The sequence below is a fragment of the Microvirga ossetica genome (genome assembly GCF_002741015.1).
GTDB classification, from domain to species: Bacteria; Pseudomonadota; Alphaproteobacteria; order Rhizobiales; family Beijerinckiaceae; genus Microvirga; species Microvirga ossetica.
Genome location: NZ_CP016616.1, coordinates 5,424,074 through 5,442,908, shown reverse-complemented (window position 1 = coordinate 5,442,908; position 18,835 = coordinate 5,424,074). Strand labels below are relative to the sequence as shown.

The following is an 18,835-nucleotide window of genomic DNA, read 5'->3' as shown; positions in this document are numbered from 1 at the left end:
TGGACAAAGGGCATCGGTCGTGGCCAGCCGATCGTTCAAGCCGGCATCTCGGCCATGGCAGCACGCAGGCGGCGATCCCAGGCGCCAGCCAGGTCGCGGAGGGCTGCGGCCGTGTCGCCGAGGAACGACGAGCCATGCATCAAGGTTCCTCGTCGATCGGCCTGGGTGCCAGCAAATGAATGTCGGCTCTTGAGCGCCAGAGCGGGCCACGCGCTTACGTCTAAGGAGATACTGCTGGCGAATAGGCTGGAGCCGTTGAGCCAGGGATTGGCGTTCTGGGTTTAAGGGCAGCAGCACCAGCCCGGAGGTCCTCATGTCGCTCCGCCCGACCCTGTGCCGTGATGTCCCGGCCGCAACGGCAGCCGTCGCTCATGCCGCGTTCCCACATGGCAATCCCTATCTGCGCCTGCGCGACCACCTTGGGACGATCTTCTCCGAAGCCCAGTTTGCGTCCCTCTTCGCCCCTTGCGGACAGCCAGCCGAATGCCCGTGGCGGCTGGCGCTGGTGAGTTTGCTACAGTTTGCCGAGAACCTCTCCGACCGGCGAGCGGCCGATGCGGTCCGCAGCCGCATCGATTGGAAGTACTTGCTTGGTCTGGAATTGACCGACCCTGGCTTCGATGCTTCCGTCTTGAGCGAGTTCCGCAGTCGTGTGGTGGCGGGAGGCTTAGAAGAGCGTCTACTCGACACGCTCCTAGCCCTATGCCGGGAGAACAAGCTGCTGAGGGCCCGAGGCCGGCAGCGGACCGGCTCGGAACGAATACTTAGGTCGGATTTCCCCGAAGGCGAGAGGACAATTACCTTGAGGAAGCTCCGAACGGGGTGGAGGGTGAAACCTGTTGGGGATGGTCTCCTTCGGGTCAAACTTTCACCGTCCGACCTCTCAATGAACGTCAGCTTTCCCCGGCTCTGGCAGACTCACCCAAACGAGCGCCTAGCCGCGAAGATCTGTATCCTAGGAAATTTCCAGGCGAGGGAACGGCCACGAGCTTCCGTTGGAACCCGGGCTCATGATTGTCGGGCGAGGTCGTTTTGTCTAACTTGTGTGTCTCTGAGAATGCTCTGAGGCACGCCATGCAGGAGCTTGGAATCCTCGACCGCGAGCTGTCCGAGTTGGCGGAGGCCGTTCTCGACCTCGCCAGGGACTATTGGTCTGGCCTCGATCAGCGTCCGACCTATCCCGACACGAACGGGGAGGAGACGGAGAGACTCTTCTCGCGGGCATGGGTTGAGGATGGGCGCGGCCGGGAAATCCTCGACGACTTCAAGACCATCGCCGACCGCTCGCGTCCGACCGGACCTCGCTTCTTCGGGTACGTGGTCGGTTCCGGGGAGCCGGTCAGCACCTTGTCCGAGCTGTTGGCGGCCACCCTCAATCAGAACGTGACATCTTGGAGATCGGCACCGGCAGCAACGACGATCGAGCGCACCGTCATTGGATGGCTGGCTGAATCGGTCGGGTGCGCGGGCTTCTCCGGCAGTCTCTGCGGCGGCGGATCAGCGGCCAACCTCATGGCCCTGGCAATGGCGAGGGAAGCGAAGCTCCCGGCCAATGAGGCGGGCGCGCGGCCATGCGTCGTGTACGCTTCGGAACAGGCGCACATGTCCATTCCGAAGGCCGTCGCCCTTCTCGGCATTGGTCGGCGCAACCTCCGATACGTGCCAGTGGACGATGGCTTCCAAATGCAGACGGACGCACTCAGGAATGGCATAGCCCAGGACAAGCAAAACGGTCTGACCCCGATTGCCGTCGTCGCCACGGCAGGCACGGTTGCGACGGGAGCCATCGATCCTCTTCGCGAGATCGCGGACGTCGCCCGGGCCGAAGGGCTGTGGTTGCATGTTGATGGCGCGTACGGGGGATTGGCGGCGATGGCCGTTCCGGAGCGCTTCCAGGGATTGGCCATGGCCGATTCCATCTCGCTCGATGCGCACAAGTGGCTGTACCAGCCCATCGACTGTGGTTGCCTGCTCCATCGTGACACGTCCGTCGCCCACGAGGCATTCTCCTCGTCCGGGGATTACGTCAGGATCTTCAACCAGGAAACTGCGGAGCGGTTTGCCTTCTTCGATGAGTCGATGGAGCTGTCACGGCGCTTCCGTGCGCTGAAGCTATGGATGTCGCTCCAGTATCATGGAAGGCGGGCGTACCGTGCAGCCATCGCGCGCGATCTTCGCCATGCGCTGTTGCTTGCGGAAGCTGTGATGGCGCATCCCGACCTCGAGCTGCTCGCGCCTGTGACCTTGAGTGCGGTCTGCTTTCGCCATCGCACGACGGATAACGAGGCGATCCTGCGGCGCGTGATTGCGCGGGGGCGGGTTTATCTTTCGAATGCCACGATCAATGGCCAGTTCGCGCTGCGGGCGTGCTTCGTGAACCATCGGACGACCTCCGACGACGTCTGCGCTATCGTGGATGAGGTCACGACGGCCGCCGATAGACTGGATTCTTGATCAGCCGTTGGCCATGAGCCACCGCCCGCCACGACACCGAAGCCGGGGGATCGCCATGCGCCCTCTGGATGGGGCATCGTCACAAGAAACCATCTATTCCTGCCTTAGTCCTTAAGGTCGTCGGGCACCCTGCCGCCGCTCGCCGCAAGCTTGGTCATGACCTGCTTGTGCAGCCAGATGTTCATGGACGCGGAGTCGGAGGGGTCGCCGGTGTAGTTGAGCTCCTTCGCGAGCTCCTTGCGCGCGTCGAGGCTGCTGTCGAGATCGAGCAGCTTCATCAGGTCGACGATCGACTTGCGCCAATCGAGCTTCTGTCCCTTCTTCGTCGCGAGATCTGTCAGCACCGCCTCAACGTCGACCTGGGACATCGGCGCTGCGCTCGTGGCCGCTTGGGCGGACGGTGCGGCTGTCGCCCCAGTGGCCGCAGGGGCTTTGGCAGCCCCTTGCGCGGGCGGTGCGGCCGTGGATGCCGGAGAGGCCTCCTGCGCCTTAGCGGATCCGAAGATGGCGTCCTTGATCCTGCTGAAGATGCTCATGGTGTCCTTCCGTTGAACCTGTCCGCCAGCGTCCCCCGCCATCGGCAAATAGAGTCGGCATCGGCCGGGGCAATGATGCCCGTACGATCAGCGCGTTCCTTTGGCCTCGGCAGGAATGGAACCTGTTCCACGCTGTGTCTTGACCTCTAAAGGTCCGCTTGGGGTGTGCGCCGTGACAAGGCGGCGCTTTCCAGTGGGTGCAAGTCCCACCCGGCCACCGCTCCAGCCGGAAGCAACCGGAGCAGTCATGGAGGTAACGAAATGGCTGAAGCCTTCGGATAGCGGGTCACGAATTGGTGACCGCGCGAGTGTGCAGGCCGCAACGTGAGTGAACGCTGAGCAAGCCTCGAAAAGGACGATGTGCAGGCCGACCCGACAACCCTTTCGGGGAAGGCTGATACGGCTGGGTGAATGAGCAAAGAGTACGCCCAGGCGCTGCACCGGGGTAGTGGCGGCAGCATGGACACAAGGAAAGCGCACGCAACACGGGAAGCCCCAGGACGTGGTCAGGGATGACCAACCGGAGGCCCGCGAGGGACAGGCCGGGCGCCCTGGGGTGGCGGAGAGGTCCGTAGTACCGCTGAAGCCAGTCAACGCTGGTCGAGGAAAGGGACCTCAGTTCAAGACAGACGCACGACGTGGTGAGGGATCTGGAGATTGGGCAACCTATCAACTCCGAAGAGTGTTCAGAAACTGCAGACGGCGTTGCACGCGAAAGCGAAGGCAGAAGCCGGTTATCGCTTCTACGCCCTGTACGACAAGATCAGCCGCGAGGACATTCTGGCGCATGCCTATGCCCAGTGCCGCTCCAATAAGGGCGCACCGGGTGGCGACGGTCAGGACTTTGCGGACATCGAGGCGTATGGGGTCGAGCGGTGGCTGGGTGAACTGGCGCTTGCGCTCAGGCAGGAGACTTACCGACCGGACCCGATCAGACGCGTGTTCATCCCGAAGGCCAACGGCAAACTCAGGCCGCTGGGCATCTCGACCGTGCGGGATCGGGTCTGCATGACAGCAGCGATGCTGGTGCTGGACCCGATCTTCGAGGCCGACCTTCCACCAGAACTCTACGCCTACCGGACTGGGCGCAATGCCCAGCAGGCGGTGATCGAGGTGGAAGAGCTGCTGTTCCGAGGCCATCCGGACGTCGTGGACGCCGACCTCGCGGACTACTTCGGGAGCATTCCCCATGCCGAGCTGATGACGTCAGTGGCGCGCCGCATCGTTGATCGGCGCGTGCTGCACCTGATCAGAGGGTGGCTGGACTGCCCCGTGGAAGAAACCGACACACGAGGACAGACGACACGGACAACGGAGGCGCGCGATCAACGGCGCGGCATCCCGCAGGGTTCACCCCTCTCACCCTTGCTGGCCAATCTGTACATGCGCCGGTTTGTGCTGGGATGGAAGAAGCTCGGGCTGGAGCACAGCCTCGGCAGTCGCATCGTGACCTATGCGGATGACCTCGTGATCCTGTGCAGGAAGGGCAAAGCCGAAGAGGCCTTGCACCGGCTGCGCGAGATCATGGGCAAGCTGAAGCTGACGGTGAACGAGGAGAAGACACGCATCTGCAAGGTTCCGGAAGGTGAGTTCGACTTCCTGGGATACACGTTCGGACGGATGTATTCGGCGAGAACCGGCCAGGCCCGCCTGGCGCAACGGCCCTCGAAGAAGAGCATCCGGCGCATGGTCGAGAAGATCCACGCGCTGACCGCCCGAGCGGGAACATGGCAAGAGACCACAGTGCTGGTGGGCAAGTTGAACCGCACGCTGCGCGGGTGGGCGAACTACTTCTCAGTAGGCACCGTCAACCCGGCGTATCGGGCGCTCGACACCTACACAGCGGTGCGGTTGCGCCGGTGGTTGCGCTCCAAGCATAAGCTCAGGCGACGCAAGGGCGGGGCTTATCCCCTCTCGCATCTTTACGGGCACTTCGGGCTCGTCCGCCTGAGCCGGCTTGGGCACGACGTGCCGTGGGTGAAGGCGTGAGGTCTTGTCCGAGAGCCGGATGCGGGAGATCTGCATGTCCGGTTCGATGAGCGGGGTGTGGAAACGGAGCAACGGCTCGGCTAGTGAGGCACCGCTCGGCGAAAGCGGCGGAAACAGATAGGCTGATCCTACCGCCACCGCGCCACACCTCGACTCTACCAATCTGTAGCGTTGAGCGGACCCAATGAAGGTCCGCTTGTCGAGTCCTTGCAGAAATTCGGTATATCTCCGGAACGCGCCGTTCCCGGACCTTCAGGTCGTAGGCTGCCTTCGGGGCACCTGCGGGTCCGAGCGGCCAACCGGACGGCAATCCGGGTTATCTGCGGCTGCGTCTTAGCACTGGATTCAGTCCCGCTCCTCGGGATTTCTCCAGCGCGTCAGCCGCCTGGTCCGTCCGACCCGACGGATGGTGATCTGCCTGGGCGGGTCGAGTGGACGGAAGCCCATCTTGTCGAGCGCCTCCCCGAACGTCTCGGCCTTCGCGACCGGAGCGGGTTCGGGCGGTTCGGGCCTTTCCGGATTCTCCTGCTTCTCTGCCATGCTCACTCTCCCGGGATCGAGCGATCTTGCCCGTGCGATGACGGACCCGCAAGCGAGTTGCCAGATGACATGGCCCAATCTCGAAAGGGGTAAAGGATATTGGGTTGACAAGCGTGGCCATGTTTCTAATTTGTTCCGATCATGACCCAGGCTGCCGCACAGATTGCCGACTTCGGACCGCGCCTTGCGCGCCCCGCCGCCGTGCGCCCGGCCCGAATAGCCCGCATACGCTGATCTCCCGCATCCGCCCCTGACCGGTTCACGCAACGGCCTCGTGCCGTCGCCTTGGGACGAGCGTATCCATGACCCTCACCTCCCCTTCCGCCATCGTCCTTGACGATGAACCCGACGTGCTGGCCCGCATCCGCGAGGACGCGTCATCCCTTGCGTTCGGTCCGCGCGGGTCCGTCCGCTGCCAGGGCGCGCCCCTGTTCCGGACGCAAGCGGCGCGCGACCTCGCCTCCCTGCTCGACGTCGACCCTGCCGTAGAGTCCTGGACGTGCCTGCCCACCGTCCTTGCCCACGACGGTGCCGTGCACGTGCCCGACTTCGCCGTGATCCGGTCGACGGGCGCCGTCGTCGTCGACGCCGTCCCGACGGACACGAAATCGCCTCCCCGCCCTGGGTGTCCGAAGCGGCCCGCGACGCCGGCCTCCGGTACGAAGCCGTCCCCGAGGCCGACCTGCATGACGGCTTCCGCCTCGATAATGCCCGCGACCTCCTGCGCTACGCCGCGTACCGTATCACCCTCGGTGACCGAGTCCGGCTGCTCTCGCTCCTCGAGGAGCAGGGGCCGATGCCGCTCGCCGTCTGCATGCAGGCGATCCGCAACGGGCGCGACGCGATAGGCGTGATCGCCGCCATGGCCCTGCGCCGCTTCGTGGAGATCGACCTCGACGAGGCCCGCATCGGCCCGGAGACCCGCGTCTCCCGCTGCCACGACTGACGCCGACCGAACCCTATCCCCCAACCATCCAAGGTCGCCGGCCGCCACGCGGGGCCGCAGCGACGGAGCATGTATATGACCTATCTCGTCACCAGCGATGCCCCGGTTCCCGAACTCGGGCCCGAAGTCCAGCGGCTGCGCGGCCTCGTGCAGGCCCTCGACGACATCCGGCGGGGATGCCATCCCGACAAGGCCGCACTGGCCTCCTGCCCGAGGATCCATGACTGGCGCGTCTTCCATCGGCCCGACCCGAGCCTGACGGGGATCATGTTCAACCATCCGGCCATCACCGTTGTCCCCGAGTCCAGAAGTGTGACTCAAACCCAGGGCTATCCTGACTCGAATCGGCGAAAGCCTGACTCTCCGGTTCGTAAACCCTTTGATAGCGCTGCCGGTCGAGCCAATCAGGTGCATCTCGACCAAGGATTCATTCATTGCCCGCGCCCTCCCGATAGAGTGCGCGGGCTTTTCACATGCGGACGCAAAGGCCGCACACGAGTCCTCGGAGCGCTGCGGGCGAGAACTGACATTCGGACCCACCGGGAATCCTTCAACGGCGTCCGCGAAAACCATGGTGCCACGCTTGGTGAGCGTTGCGCTGGCGAATGCGTCGTCACAGGGGACGGACCCGCGATGCCCCCATTCGCACGGAATCCTGGCGGGGCGATCCACTCAACAACCGACCGCGATCAGCTCAAGTTTGCTCAATAACCGTTTAGCCGTCTACATCGAGTCACGATGGGATTAGGCTTAGGCCCAAAGGGCTCCCGCGCTCGGGCAGGCGTCCCTGGGCGACTGGACGCCGCACGACGGATGGTCGACCCCGTATCCCGCACCTGCCCCGTGAGCAAAGAGCGGCCAGGTTGGAGGTTGACGCGTTGTTGCCGCGGGTTCGAGGGACGTGTCCGATCACGCCAGCCCGGCCCGGCGGAAGTGGGATCTCCACCTTTTGCCCCATGGATGATCGACTTTCGGGGTGGAGGTCCCGTGATCCGATCCCGCTAAACTTCCCCTGAAACTGGGAAAGACCGAAGCTGATTGCAGCTTGGAAAGTTCCTTCCGCTCAACCGTCCGGGGGCGCGGCCACTGCCATGAGGCGGAGGCGGATTCACGGACGGTTGAGCGGGCCAGCCGCCTCCCGCCATGTCGTGCCCGTTCCGGAGCCTGGATGGATTCACTGTCGATGCCGATGGATCGATGCCCGGGGACGGTGCCGTCACGATCTCCGCTATCTGAAGGGTTCATGCGATGTCGAAATTCAACTGGGAGGGACGCGAGCCTGTTCGGAGAGATGGCAGGCTCTCCAATAATCAATCCCTCGGCCCGGCGCATCCCGGTCGGTCGTATGGCGGGTATCACCGAAGGGATCCCGACGCGAGCCAGGGAGGACAGGCTCACTTCGCAAACCCCAACGCCAAGTGTCCCGTTTGCAGATCATCGGTGTTTTGCTATCGGAGCCCATCCGGCAGCCGTGTCTACCTGAACGATCTCGGCCCGCAGTGGCGCGAGCATGTCTGTACCGCGAACGCGCGGCGGCTGGGCGGGTGGCGGGAACGGAATTTGATCCACGATCCGTGGGAGCCCATCACCCCCCGCACGCAAGACGAAATCCTGCGGATCATCGAGGCGATCAATAGGATGGGGCCACGGTCCAAAATGAGTTTCGGACGGCGCTCCGCCGAGGAATGGTTGCTGTTCCTGGTTACGGACATCGAGCGATCCGGCGACAGGACCGTCGCGAAGGGACGCTACGTCGCCTCCGACGAAGGTAAGTATCAGTTTTCCTTCTGCTCGGAGCGCCCGTTCCTGGAGCCAGGAGACCTCGTCTCCGTAAAAGGACTGGAAATCTCGTTCTTCGATGCGGGAACGATGTCTGCCGTAACCTTCACGCACGGCGACCGAATTCCCCCCCGGCGCCATCGTTGCCGGAAGGGCGATCCGGCAACGCACCGTGACCGCCTGCCCACCGGGCGGGAGGTTGGGAGGAATCGTCTCAGCCGATGGGCCCGTCGCCGCGACCGCAGTTGTCGCGGAAGTACGGGCTGTCATCGTTCGCCATAACGACGAGGTGGATCTCGCCTTCGGGGTCGTCCTTGTGGTTCACGAGGCGCACCTCGAACTGGATGAAGTCCTCCGTGTTGGACTCGTCTACCGAACCTCCGACTATCGGGGATTGCTACGTTGGGCTTAAGTCTCAGGTGTGCCAGATGCGGGGGGCCGTCTCATTGCCGAGATGCAGGCAACGAATGGCTCACGGGATTGAACGGCTGCACTTCAGTCACTTCTGACACAGAAAGATCGTCTTCCAATCCCGTCCAGGTTTGCCTTGGCGCATGGTGGCCCGCGAAGGGCCTCGGTCTTCAATTGAATCAAAATTAAAGGCTCTTTAACTAATTGATGCAGTGATAAAACTTTTGTGCAAACGTAGTCTTTTATGCCCTTTGTTCATTCACTAAATAGGCTCCATTCAGACATTCGCCCGCTATCGTGGCCGGCGATTGCGCTGAGGACTTCAGGAAGTTACATTGGTAAACGTCCACCTCACGGACGGTGCGATCGCCCGAATGGAACAAGCCGCCAGCGAACGCGCGATCGATGCCATCCGCATCCTTCGGGTAGCCCATAATCTTCATTGCCGTGGCTGCCGGTGCGAATCTAATGCTGGCTCGGACTGGACAACGCCGAGTCGGGTGCCTGCCATCTCGCCGTGCACGGGTCTCCACGGCATTGTAGCGCCAAGGGAGTATCGTCGCCTGTGCTACGGCATGGGGACGGGCTGCTCGCCGTCCGGCCGGCTACGGCGCTATGAAAGGCGCGCCGGCCGGACGGCGAGCAGCCCTCTCAGTCTCTGAATTCCCGTCGTGAGTTGCAAAAGCATCAGAGTCTGCTTGCCACGGTACACACCCCTCGCCGTTCAGACGCCAGAACCCTAGACAGGACCAGGGCAAGGTATGACAGACGCGATGGATTCCTCACCCCTATATTGTCTGGATAGTTAGATCCTATCGCGGGAACGGCAAGGGGGCCGCTTACAGCCCAAGCGATAGCTGCGGGTCGCCATCCTTGTTAGTATCGTCCGTCTCAGTGTTGAGCCCCGACAAGGACACACCGATGAGACGCACGGCCTTCGGCAATGGGAACAATCCTTCGAGCAAATCCTCACCGATGCGGGCGATACCGCACCTGTCGACGATATCCTCCTGAAAGGAACGGCTTCGGGTGATCTGCTGAAAATCCTGGTACTTGACTTTGAGGGTGATAGTGCGGCCACGGATCCCGGTTCTCTCGCAGTAACTCCACACCTTTTCGACTATGGGGACCAAAGCCAGTTTTATCTCCTCCAATCCGGAGAGGTCACGCGAGAAGGTGTTCTCCGCACCGATCGATTTCCTGATGCGGTCCGGCTGGACGGGACGCTCGTCCACGCCGCGGGAAATCCAGTAATAGTGGGTGCCTGCCTTGCCGAAGTGATATTGAAGGAACTTAATCGACCTTTCCTTGAGGTCCAGGCCTGTGAAGATGCCGAGGCGATTCATCTTCTCCTCAGTCTTGGTCCCGATACCATGAAACTTGCCGACCCGTAGGCCCTCAACAAAGACCGGTGCCATCTCCGGCGTAATCACGAACTGACCATTTGGCTTTTTCTGATCCGACGCCATTTTACTTAGGAATTTATTTACACTGATTCCAGCAGATGCCGTTAGGTGCGTCTCCTGCCAGATTCGAGACCTAATCTCCTTCGCGACCTGAGTAGCGTACTCAATCCCCTTCAGATTTTCAGTAACGTCGAGGTAAGCCTCGTCGAGGGACAATGGCTCGATCAACGGCGTATATTCGGCGAAGATTGCCCTGATCTGCAAAGACACCTCTTTGTAAACGTCAAAGCGGGGCTTCACGAAGATCAGGTCAGGGCATTGGCGCTTGGCAGTTACTGAGGGCATCGCAGAATGTACGCCGAAGCGACGGGCTTCGTAGCTTGCTGCGGCGACCACCCCGCGCTCGCGCGAGCCACCGACAGCGAGTGGCCTGCCGCGCAGTTCCGGATTGTCTCTCTGCTCTACGCTCGCATAGAAAGCATCCATGTCGACATGGATCACCTTGCGCTGACATCCCTGACTGGATGGCACATGGTTCGCGGCGGTTAATCCCTCATGATCCTCGGTGTTGTCGGACATGGCTTGACCTCGGATCCATCATGAGTCGTTGTCATCTCATAACAGTCCATGTTCCCGAAATGTACTCCGTGGATAGGTACGTCTCAATCCGACCAACGATTTGATCCACAGATGGTGCTGCGAGTGAGCAGAGGGCTAGAATTAACCTGTTGAATTTAATGGGACCCGCCCCGTATCAGGTGATTGTCCGTTGGCATGTAAACCCTCGACTAGATGGACAATCCCGATAGGTAGTTAGTGAGTGCTCCAATTCTCGCCTAGCCCGGCAGCGCAAACCCAACTCCTAACCTTATCGATCAGCGGGCACACTGTTTGAGTGCCATACATTTAATTTATTTACACTTTGGACGAGTGGAACAGAAATTGACGATGTAGATCAATGTTCTCTCTCTTAGTTGACACCCTCACCTGTGCATAAGACTTCCTCGCCAAGATCGCCTCCGACCTCCAGAAGCCGCGTGGCTTCTCGATCATCGGCCGCGAGGACGCCTTGGACTTCCTCGCCGACAAGCCGGTCGGCATCATCCCCGGCATCGGCGCCTCCGCCCAGAGCCGGCTCGCCAAGGTCGGCGTGACCCAGATCGTCCATCTGCGCGAGGTATCGCTCAAGACCCTGTTCGAGGCGCTCGGCCGGGACGCCCAGCGCCTGTCCCGATTGGCCTGGGGCGAGGACCGCCGCTCGGTCACCCCCGAACGGGAAACGAAGAGCGTCTCGGCGGAAACGACCTTCGAGAGCGATCTGCGCTCCTTCGAGGATCTCGAGCCGATCCTGTGGCGGCTCTCGGAGAAAGTCTCACGCCGGCTCAAGGCCTCGGGGCTTGCCGGCCGCAGCGTGACGCTGAAGCTCAAGGACAAGGATTTCCGGCTGCTGACCCGCACCCGCTCGGGCCTCGCGCCAACGCAGCTTGCCGCCCGGCTGTTCGATCCGGCGCGTCAGCTCCTGAAGGCTTCCTGCGACGGCACCGCCTTCCGCCTCATCGGGATCGGGGCTGCGGACCTCTGCGATGCGGCGGATGCCGACAAGGGCGACCTCGCCGATCAGAGCGTGGTGCGCCAGGCCCATATGGAAGCCGCCATCGACAAGATCCGCGACAAGTTCGGCGCCGGCGCCGTGCTGAAGGGAATCGTGCTGCGCAAGAACTAGGTATGCGACCCGAAAGTGGATTCCACTTTCGGGTCCAATCCGATGCTCGTTCTTAAACAGTGCGTCCTCGGGACGAACAGGAGGTGTGCTAGCGCTGGCAGGCGCTCGGCGTCTGGACGTCCAGGGTCTTCAGCTCGCCGCGCAGGGCGAAATCGCCGTAATCGAGCTTCAGGTCGCGACTGACGCCATTCTCATAGAGCTCGAAAGAGATCCTGTAGACAGGCATGCGGTCGGCCTGCCCGCCCTCGAAGTAACTGATGGTGATGGGCCAGCGGGCCTGGGCCGAAAGCTGCTGCCTCGCCGGTTCCTCGACCGATGTCAGCGCCGCTCCGGGTTCGATCCGGCGTCCGATGAGGCCCAGCGTGTCGTAGACCTTGTCGCCCTTGTTCGAGCCGTCATAGACCCGGATGGACAGGGTCGTGTCGCCCCGGCGGCCCGCCTCGATCAGGCGCTTGAGGTGCTCGGTCGGGAATACCGTCTCGCCGGTCGACCCGAACACCGTCTTCTTCGGCTGCTTCAGGTCGACATTCAGGTCGCCCTGGGCCGTGAGCTTCGCGTCGCCGTCAACCTCGCCGTCCTTGAGCATCCCCTGGCGGAACGAGGTGGACTTGAAGTGCATCGAGCGGCCGTCGCCGGTTTCGTAGGTCGCAGTCTGGATATCGAGGGTGTTGGAGCCCGACTCGCTGCTGTTGAGAATCGTGACCTGGCGATACTTGAGGGTATAGCCATCGCAGGCATCGCCGCCGAATTCCATGGCGATGCGGCCCCGCGCGTTCTCGACGCCGTTGGAGCTGCCCGCACGCATGAGGGAAAGATCGTAGACGGCTCGATGGGGAGCCAGTTGAACCGGAGACTTTGCCGCCTCCGCGAAGGCAGGCGACAAAAGGGCGATGGACAGGCCAGTGGCCGCAACAAGCAAACGCATATCTTCTCCCGATCCCACCCATCACAGGATAGGATCCTCTTGCGGACAGGGCAATGTTCCCGCTTGCGTCCTTCCGGCTCATCCGCCACTACTCCGTCCGGATGATGTCACGCATCGAGGCTTCCATGAGCGCAGTCGACACGAAACTCAAGACGCTGGGAATCACCCTGCCGACCCCGGCCGCACCGGTCGCGAACTATGTTCCCTTCGTCCGGACCGGCAATCTCGTCATTATCTCCGGCCAGCTCTGCCTTGGTCTCGACGGTAAGATGGCCGATGCCCACAAGGGCAAGCTCGGTGCGGAGATCTCGCCCGAGACGGGCCAGGAAGCCGCGCGGCTTTGCGCCATCAACCTCCTCGCGCAGCTGAAAGCTGCCGTCGGCGATCTCGACCGGGTCACGCGCTGCGTCCGCCTCGGCGGCTTCATCAACGCGATGCCGACCTTCGCCGCCCTTGCGCCCGTGATGAATGGCGCCTCGGATCTGATGGTCGAGGTTCTCGGAGAAGCGGGCCGCCATGCCCGTTCCACCGTCGGCGTCGCGGAGCTGCCGCTCGATGCCTGCGTCGAGGTCGAAGGAATGTTTGAAGTCAAATGAGCACCCCGAGCTGGCTCGTCGCGAAGCCCATCGCCCATCGCGGCCTCCATAACAAAGCCGAAGGCATCATCGAGAACACGATCTCGGCCGCGGAAGCCGCCATCGCGCGCGGCTTCCCGATTGAGCTCGACGTGCAGCTGACGGGCGACAACGAAGCCATCGTGTTCCACGATTTCGAGCTCGACCGGCTCACCGGCCAGACCGGCCTCGTGGGCGAGCGCAAGCTCTCGGAGTTGAGCGGGATCGGCATCGCCGGCGCCAAGGGCGGAGACAGGATCCCGTCGTTCAAGGATTATCTCGCCGCCATCGCCGGGCGCACGCCGCTCGTCATCGAGGTCAAGAGCAAGTTCAACGGCGACATGCGGCTGACGAAGCGCGTGATCGAGGTCCTGAAGGACTATCAGGGTCCGTTCGTCGTAAAATCCTTCGATCCGGACATCGTGGCCCATCTGCGCGAGAACGCGCCCGACATCACGCGCGGCTTCATCGGCGAATTGGAATACGCCTCCAAGTCGGACGGCTTCCTGCCGCCCGAGCAGAAGCACCGGATGGCGAACCTGCTGCACTTCTCGGAGACGCAGCCGCACTTCCTCTCCTGGCGCGTGAAGGACATCCCCTGCGCCTCGACCTATCTCAGCAGGCTCATGGGCCACGTTCCGGTGATGACCTGGACCGTGCGCAATCCCGAGGATCGAGCCCGCGCCGAGAAGCACGCGGACCAGATGGTCTTCGAGGGCTTCCTGCCCTGAATCGCCTAAAGCCCTCCCCCCTTGTGGGGAGGGAAAATGCGCCCCGGCCTCAGAGCAAATCGTCGGCAGTTGTGCGAGCCAGCTTTTCACGACGGTGTTTGTCGCATCCTCCCGATATTGCATGGATCCCGCCGAGCGCTTAGCTCTAGAACCGTACGGCGGGGTCCTTCCACTCGGTGACGTTCCAAGTCAAAATTGCCCAAGGCCTGAAGGCGGTCCCCGCTGCGGATTGGGACGCCTGCACGCTCGGCCCAGGCTACGGCGACGACGATCCGTTCAACCCCTTCGTCTCGCACGCCTTCCTCTCGTCTCTCGAAGATTCGGGCTGCGTCGGTGCAAAGACCGGCTGGACGCCCGTGCATGTGCTGGTCGAGGACGACGCGGAAAAGCTCCTCGGCGCCGTACCGTGCTATCTCAAGTCCCATTCCATGGGCGAGTATGTCTTCGACCATTCCTGGGCCGATGCCTATACCCGCGCCGGCGGCCATTACTACCCGAAGCTCCAGGTCTCGGTGCCGTTCACGCCGGTCACGGGCCCGCGCCTCCTGGTTTCGAACGGCGCGCGCGCTTCCGAAATCCGCTCCTATGCGATCGCCGGCCTGCGGGCGCTGCGGGACCAGACGGGAGCCTCCTCGATCCACGCCACGTTCCTGCAGCAGGACGATCTCGACGCCTTCGCCGCTCAAGGGTTTCTTCGTCGTGACGACCGGCAGTTCCACTGGCTCAACGACGGCTACCGCAGCTTCGAGGATTTTCTCGCGGCGCTTTCCTCGCGCAAGCGCAAGGCGATCCGGCGCGAGCGCCGCGATGCGCTGGCGAACGACGTCTCCATCGAATGGATCACGGGACGCGACATCACCGAGGCCCATTGGGACGCGTTCTTCGCCTTCTACATGGATACGGGCTCGCGCAAATGGGGCCGGCCCTATCTCAACCGCAGCTTCTTCTCGCTCATCGGCGAGCGCATGGCGGAGCGCGTGCTTCTCGTGATGGCTAAGCGCGGCGGCCGCTACATCGCAGGCGCCATCAATCTCATCGGCGACAAGCGGCTCTACGGGCGCAACTGGGGCTGCATCGAGGATCACCCCTTCCTGCATTTCGAAGTCTGCTATTACCAGGCCATCGACTTCGCCATCGCCCGCGGACTCGACCGGGTCGAAGCCGGGGCGCAGGGCGAGCACAAGCTGGCGCGCGGCTACCGGCCCGTGATCACATCGTCGGCGCACGACATCGCCGATCCGTCCCTGCGCCGGGCCGTGCAGGCCTATCTCGATCAGGAGCGCCTCTATGTGTCGGAGGCTGCCGAGGAGCTCGCCGAGGCCACTCCGTTCAAGCAGCGCGAAGAGGATTGAGATCAGCGTGTCGGCACGTTCCGCCGACGAACATAGGCGACGAAGCCTTCGAGGTACTTTCGAAGCTGCTCCTCGATCTTCAGTTCCGCGATCGTCCCGTCCTCGTTGAAGACGGTTGGAGCGCGCGACACCATCAGCCGTCCCTCGGCCCAGAAGTCGGTTCTGAGCGTGCGCAGGACCGGCAGCCACGCATTCTGGGACAGGATGGTGCCGAAATTGCCCGGCGAGGCGCCGATCACGGCAACGGGCCTGCCGCCGAACACCCGCTTGATGTCCGAATCCGGTCGGGAGAGCCAGTCGATGGCATTCTTGAACACGCCGGGAATCGAGTTGTTGTATTCCGGCGTCACGAGAAGAAGGCCGTCCGCCGCGACGATGGCCTCCTTCAGCTCCGCGACCCGCTCCGGAATCCCCTCTTCGACCTCGACGTCGGCGTCGTAGAGGGGAATGCCGCGAATGGTGTCGACGACGAGTTCGGAATCCTCGGGCATCAGGCCGGCCGCGCTGCGAAGCAGGGCCGAGTTGAATGAGCCCTTGCGCAGACTTCCCGAGATACCGACCAGCTTCGTCACCATGTCCTCGCGATCCACCAAGTTATCTCAGAACTAGCGCACAGGGCGAGGTCGAAAAGAAGAAAGCCGCACCAGACGAGAGATCCGATGCGGCTTTTTCGAAATCACGATGCGACGAAGGGCGCTCTCAGAGACTGGCGAGAACCGCCTCGATGCCTTCCATGATCGCAGCGGGCGAGGTGCCCATGGCGTTCAGGCCGACATCCAGCAGCCAGTAGCAGCCGAGCAGGATGACGGGCACGAGGACCCAGCCCATAAGCTCCTCGAACCGGACGCGCCGGCGACGACGCAGGTAGCGCTTCTCGCGCCACGATAGCTTCGCCGGAGCCTCACTGGGGTGGGCCTGGAGCGGCCCCTCGTGGATCTCAGTCGTCATGCTCTAACCAGTGGAACCTTCGGAACGGTGCGGACGCCTCCACCCCCATTACCATCGGATCCCTTCGGTTTCACCGCTTTTTTCGTCTTCGACGAGGCGGACTTGGCCTTGGGCTTCCTCTTGGCCGCGTTCGTGACGACCTTCTCCGCCTTCGGCTTCACCGGGCCCTCGACATATTCGAAGCCCAGGCTCTGGAGGCCGATCTCGTCCGTCTTGACGATGACCTTGACCGCTCCGCCATCCTTGAGGCGCCCGAAGAGAACCTCGTCCGCCAGCGGAGTCTTGATGGTCGACTGGATCAGGCGACCCATCGGGCGGGCGCCCATGGCCTCGTCATAGCCGTGCTCGACCAGCCAGTCGCGTGCCTCGTCGGTGAGCTCGATCGAGACATTGCGGTCAGCCAGCTGGACGTCGAGCTGCATGACAAACTTGTCGACGACCTTCTGAACAACCTCTTTCGGCAGGTGGCCGAAGGAGATGATCGCGTCGAGACGGTTGCGGAACTCGGGCGTGAACAGCTTGTTGACCGCCTCCGTATCGTCCCCCTCCCGCTTGGTGCGGGTGAAGCCGTAGGCCGGGCGGGCCATGTCGGCGGCGCCCGCATTCGTGGTCATGATGATGATGACGTTGCGGAAGTCGACCTGCTTGCCGTTGTGATCCGTCAGCTTTCCGTGGTCCATGACCTGGAGCAGGATGTTGAACAGATCCGGATGCGCCTTCTCGATCTCGTCGAGCAGGAGCACACAATGCGGATGCTGGTCGATGCCGTCGGTCAGGAGACCGCCCTGGTCGAAGCCCACATAGCCGGGAGGCGCGCCGATCAGGCGGCTGACCGTGTGCCGCTCCATATACTCCGACATGTCGAAGCGCAGGAGCTCGACGCCGAGCGAAACAGCCAGTTGCTTGGCCACTTCCGTCTTGCCGACGCCCGTGGGTCCGGCAAAGAGGTAGGAGCCGATGGGCTTTTCCGCATCGCGCAGGCCGGCACGGGCGAGCTTGATCGCGGAGGACAGCGCCTCGATGGCCTTATCCTGCCCGTAGACGACCCGCTTGAGGGTGTCCTGCAGGTGCGCCAGCACCTCCGCGTCGTCCTTGGACACGGTCTTGGGCGGAATGCGCGCCATGGTGGCGATGGTCGCCTCGATCTCCTTGATGCCGATGGTCTTCTTGCGACGGCCTTCGGGAAGGAGCATCTGCGACGCGCCGGTCTCGTCGATCACGTCGATCGCCTTGTCCGGAAGCTTGCGGTCGTTGATGTAGCGGGCGGAGAGCTCCACCGCCGCCTTTACGGCGTCGTTGGTGTACTTGAGCTTGTGGAACTCCTCGAAATAGGGCTTCAGGCCCTTCACGATCTCGATCGCATCCGGCACCGACGGCTCGTTGACGTCGATCTTCTGGAAGCGGCGCACGAGGGCCCGGTCCTTCTCGAAATACTGGCGGTATTCCTTGTAGGTGGTCGAGCCGATGCAGCGCAGGGTGCCCTGGGCGAGGGCGGGCTTGAGCAGATTCGAGGCATCCATCGCGCCGCCGGAGGTGGCGCCGGCGCCGATCACCGTATGGATCTCGTCGATGAACATGATCGCGTTCGGATGCTGCTCGATCTCCTTCATCACCTGCTTCAGGCGCTCTTCGAAATCGCCGCGATAGCGCGTGCCGGCAAGAAGCGTGCCCATGTCGAGGGCGAAGACGGTGGCGCCTTTCAGCACCTCCGGCACCTCGCCCTGCACGATCTTGCGGGCAAGTCCCTCCGCGATGGCGGTCTTGCCGACGCCGGGATCGCCGACGAGGAGCGGGTTGTTCTTCTGGCGGCGGCACAGGACCTGGATGGTGCGCTGGACCTCCGACTCGCGACCGATCAGCGGATCGATGCGGCCATCCTTCGCCTTCTTGTTGAGGTTGACGCAATAGGCATCGAGGGCATCGCCCTTCTTCTTCTGGCGCGTGTCGTTTTCTTCCTGCGTCGGACGCTCGTTGGAGGCTTCCTCCTCGGCGCCGCGCGGAGAACGGCTCTCGGTGAGGCCGGGGCGCTTGGCGATGCCGTGGCTGATATAGTTGACCGCGTCGTAGCGGGTCATGTCCTGCTCCTGCAGGAAGTATGCGGCGTGGCTTTCCCGCTCGGCGAAGATGGCAACCAGCACGTTGGCGCCCGTCACTTCGTCGCGGCCTGAGGATTGAACATGAATCACCGCCCGCTGGATCACGCGCTGGAAACCGGCTGTCGGCTTCGAATCCTGGCGTCCATCGGCGACAAGGTTGGCGAGTTCGCTGTCGACGTAATCGACTAGGTTACGGCGGAGAACGTCGAGATCGACATTGCAGGCTCGCATGACGGCCGCAGCATCCTGGTCGTCGATCAGGGCCAGGAGGAGGTGTTCGAGGGTTGCGTATTCATGGCGACGTTCGCCTGCGAGAGCGAGCGCTCGGTGAAGGGCTTGTTCAAGACTGCGAGAAAAGCTCGGCAACGGCTTGTCCTTTATGACA

The 18,835-nt window shown here is 62.8% G+C and carries 15 protein-coding genes and 1 pseudogene; 9 read left to right on the top strand and 7 right to left on the bottom strand.

Annotated elements, in window-relative coordinates; translation table 11 throughout:
- Positions 1–313 precede the first annotated feature (313 nt).
- Positions 314–766 (top strand): annotated as a pseudogene (locus tag BB934_RS25920) (transposase); the annotation flags it as partial.
- A gap of 308 nt (positions 767–1,074) precedes the next feature.
- A complete protein-coding gene (locus BB934_RS25915) occupies positions 1,075–2,454 on the top strand; it encodes a pyridoxal phosphate-dependent decarboxylase family protein (protein WP_099512248.1) in 1,380 nt (459 codons plus the stop codon).
- Between the two features lie 104 nt (positions 2,455–2,558).
- Here the strand turns inward: BB934_RS25915 and BB934_RS25910 are convergent, their stop codons facing one another.
- A complete protein-coding gene (locus BB934_RS25910) occupies positions 2,559–2,990 on the bottom strand; it encodes a DUF3597 domain-containing protein (protein ID WP_099512247.1) in 432 nt (143 codons plus the stop codon).
- Between the two features lie 705 nt (positions 2,991–3,695).
- Between BB934_RS25910 and ltrA the strand changes: the two genes are divergently transcribed.
- Positions 3,696–4,979, top strand: coding sequence for a group II intron reverse transcriptase/maturase (ltrA, locus tag BB934_RS25900; protein ID WP_237050102.1), 1,284 nt, complete (start codon positions 3,696–3,698; stop codon positions 4,977–4,979).
- Positions 4,980–5,324: 345 nt separating this feature from the next.
- Here the strand turns inward: ltrA and BB934_RS25895 are convergent, their stop codons facing one another.
- Positions 5,325–5,519, bottom strand: a complete 195-nt coding sequence (locus tag BB934_RS25895) for a hypothetical protein (protein WP_099512245.1) — start codon at positions 5,517–5,519, stop codon at positions 5,325–5,327.
- A gap of 625 nt (positions 5,520–6,144) precedes the next feature.
- Here BB934_RS25895 and BB934_RS25890 point away from each other — a divergent pair.
- Both BB934_RS25890 and BB934_RS47335 read left to right on the top strand, forming a co-directional pair.
- Positions 6,145–6,465: a hypothetical protein gene (locus BB934_RS25890; protein ID WP_099512244.1), complete on the top strand. Its 321-nt coding sequence runs from the start codon at positions 6,145–6,147 to the stop codon at positions 6,463–6,465.
- 1,440 nt (positions 6,466–7,905) lie between these two features.
- On the top strand, positions 7,906–8,526 hold the full coding sequence (locus BB934_RS47335) for a hypothetical protein (RefSeq protein WP_157934310.1): 621 nt from the start codon (positions 7,906–7,908) through the stop codon (positions 8,524–8,526).
- 968 nt (positions 8,527–9,494) lie between these two features.
- On the opposite strand, the gene dinB is transcribed toward BB934_RS47335, so the two are convergent.
- Positions 9,495–10,547 (bottom strand): DNA polymerase IV, encoded by a 1,053-nt coding sequence (gene dinB, locus BB934_RS25875; protein ID WP_237050377.1) that lies wholly within the window; start codon positions 10,545–10,547, stop codon positions 9,495–9,497.
- A 583-nt stretch (positions 10,548–11,130) separates the two neighbouring features.
- Here dinB and BB934_RS25870 point away from each other — a divergent pair.
- Positions 11,131–11,784 carry a DinB/UmuC family translesion DNA polymerase gene (locus tag BB934_RS25870; RefSeq protein ID WP_472436436.1) on the top strand — a complete coding sequence of 218 codons (654 nt, stop codon included), beginning with the start codon at positions 11,131–11,133 and terminating at the stop codon, positions 11,782–11,784.
- 88 nt (positions 11,785–11,872) lie between these two features.
- Here the strand turns inward: BB934_RS25870 and BB934_RS25865 are convergent, their stop codons facing one another.
- A complete protein-coding gene (locus BB934_RS25865; RefSeq protein WP_099512240.1) occupies positions 11,873–12,709 on the bottom strand; it encodes a cell envelope integrity EipB family protein in 837 nt (278 codons plus the stop codon).
- 125 nt (positions 12,710–12,834) lie between these two features.
- On the opposite strand from BB934_RS25865, the gene BB934_RS25860 reads away from it, so the two are divergent.
- The 3 genes from BB934_RS25860 (at position 12,835) to BB934_RS25850 (ending at position 15,406) form a co-directional block, all read left to right on the top strand.
- Positions 12,835–13,305, top strand: a complete 471-nt coding sequence (locus BB934_RS25860) for a RidA family protein (RefSeq protein ID WP_099513229.1) — start codon at positions 12,835–12,837, stop codon at positions 13,303–13,305.
- Positions 13,302–14,054, top strand: coding sequence for a glycerophosphodiester phosphodiesterase family protein (locus tag BB934_RS25855; RefSeq protein ID WP_099512239.1), 753 nt, complete (start codon positions 13,302–13,304; stop codon positions 14,052–14,054). Before BB934_RS25860 ends, BB934_RS25855 begins: the two co-directional genes overlap by 4 nt.
- A 176-nt stretch (positions 14,055–14,230) precedes the next feature.
- Entirely contained in the window at positions 14,231–15,406 is a 1,176-nt protein-coding gene (locus tag BB934_RS25850) for a GNAT family N-acetyltransferase (RefSeq protein WP_099512238.1), read from the top strand.
- Between the two features lie 2 nt (positions 15,407–15,408).
- Here the strand turns inward: BB934_RS25850 and BB934_RS25845 are convergent, their stop codons facing one another.
- The 3 genes from BB934_RS25845 to clpA all read right to left on the bottom strand — a co-directional run bounded on the left by BB934_RS25845 (position 15,409) and on the right by clpA (position 18,816).
- A complete protein-coding gene (locus tag BB934_RS25845) occupies positions 15,409–15,978 on the bottom strand; it encodes an NADPH-dependent FMN reductase (RefSeq protein WP_210422176.1) in 570 nt (189 codons plus the stop codon).
- A 127-nt stretch (positions 15,979–16,105) separates the two neighbouring features.
- Positions 16,106–16,354, bottom strand: coding sequence for a hypothetical protein (locus BB934_RS25840; RefSeq protein ID WP_099512237.1), 249 nt, complete (start codon positions 16,352–16,354; stop codon positions 16,106–16,108).
- On the bottom strand, positions 16,351–18,816 hold the full coding sequence (gene clpA, locus BB934_RS25835; protein ID WP_099512236.1) for an ATP-dependent Clp protease ATP-binding subunit ClpA: 2,466 nt from the start codon (positions 18,814–18,816) through the stop codon (positions 16,351–16,353). Before clpA ends, BB934_RS25840 begins: the two co-directional genes overlap by 4 nt.
- Between the last annotated feature and the right edge of the window lie 19 nt (positions 18,817–18,835).

Coding starts and splice junctions, on each gene's coding strand:
- BB934_RS25910 (WP_099512247.1), bottom strand. CDS start 2,990: ATGAGCATCTTCAGCAGGATCAAGGACGCCATCTTCGGATCCGCTAAG.
- BB934_RS25915 (WP_099512248.1), top strand. CDS start 1,075: ATGCAGGAGCTTGGAATCCTCGACCGCGAGCTGTCCGAGTTGGCGGAG.
- BB934_RS25895 (WP_099512245.1), bottom strand. CDS start 5,519: ATGGCAGAGAAGCAGGAGAATCCGGAAAGGCCCGAACCGCCCGAACCC.
- dinB (WP_237050377.1), bottom strand. CDS start 10,547: ATGGATGCTTTCTATGCGAGCGTAGAGCAGAGAGACAATCCGGAACTG.
- BB934_RS25860 (WP_099513229.1), top strand. CDS start 12,835: ATGAGCGCAGTCGACACGAAACTCAAGACGCTGGGAATCACCCTGCCG.
- BB934_RS25840 (WP_099512237.1), bottom strand. CDS start 16,354: ATGACGACTGAGATCCACGAGGGGCCGCTCCAGGCCCACCCCAGTGAG.
- BB934_RS25855 (WP_099512239.1), top strand. CDS start 13,302: ATGAGCACCCCGAGCTGGCTCGTCGCGAAGCCCATCGCCCATCGCGGC.
- BB934_RS25865 (WP_099512240.1), bottom strand. CDS start 12,709: ATGCGTTTGCTTGTTGCGGCCACTGGCCTGTCCATCGCCCTTTTGTCG.